The organism is Rhodococcus sp. 24CO, from assembly GCF_050586165.1.
Lineage (GTDB): Bacteria > Actinomycetota > Actinomycetes > Mycobacteriales > Mycobacteriaceae > Rhodococcus_F.
The window spans coordinates 1-758 of sequence record NZ_JAZFNF010000069.1; the positions used below are offsets into that span (position 1 = coordinate 1).

Genomic DNA, 758 nt, shown 5'->3' on the forward strand with positions numbered 1-758 from the left:
CGGTTGGTGGTGGCTCCGCCGGAGGTGTTCGGAGGTGATGATCTTCGGGAGTTGTTGGTGCGGGAGGGGGTGACTCATGTTGCGTTGACTCCGACGGTGTTGGGGACGATCGATCCTGCTGGTCTGGTGGACCTGTCGACTGTGGTGGTGGGGGGTGAGGTGTGTTCGCCGGAGTTGGTGTCGCGGTGGTCGTTGCCGGGTCGGGTGGTGGTGAATACGTATGGTCCGGCGGAGGCGACGGTGCAGTCGAATGCGAGTGTGCCGCTGGTGGTGGGGGAGCCGGTGACGATTGGTGGCCCGATCAAGGGTGTGGCCGAGGTTGTTCTTGATGGTTGGTTGCGGCCGGTTCCGGTGGGTGTGGTGGGGGAGTTGTATCTTTCGGGGCCTGGTTTGGCGCGGGGTTATGTGAACCGGGTGGGGTTGACGGCGTCGAGGTTTGTGGCGGATCCGTTCGGCGAGGCGGGTTCTCGGTTGTATCGGACGGGGGATGTGGTTCGGTGGCAAAGGGTTTCGGGTGGGGGGTTGTCGTTGGAGTTTGTGGGTCGTGGTGATTTGCAGGTGAAGGTGCGGGGTGTTCGGATCGAGTTGGGGGAGGTGGAGTCGGCGTTGTTGGGGTGTGTGGGGGTGGCGAATTGTGCTGCTGCGGTGCGCCAGGATCGGTTGGTCGGGTATGTGGTGCCGGAACCGTCTGTGAGCCTGGATGCTTCGGAGATTGTGGATTGTATGGCGGAGCGTGTGGTTCGGCAGATGGTGCCGGC

Annotated in this window: 1 protein-coding gene; it reads left to right on the forward strand. The window is 63.2% G+C overall.

Annotated features, from left to right (window positions below; genetic code table 11):
* Positions 1-758 (forward strand): AMP-binding protein (locus tag V2B23_RS30875; RefSeq protein WP_430953694.1); only part of this gene is annotated, 758 nt, incomplete at both ends.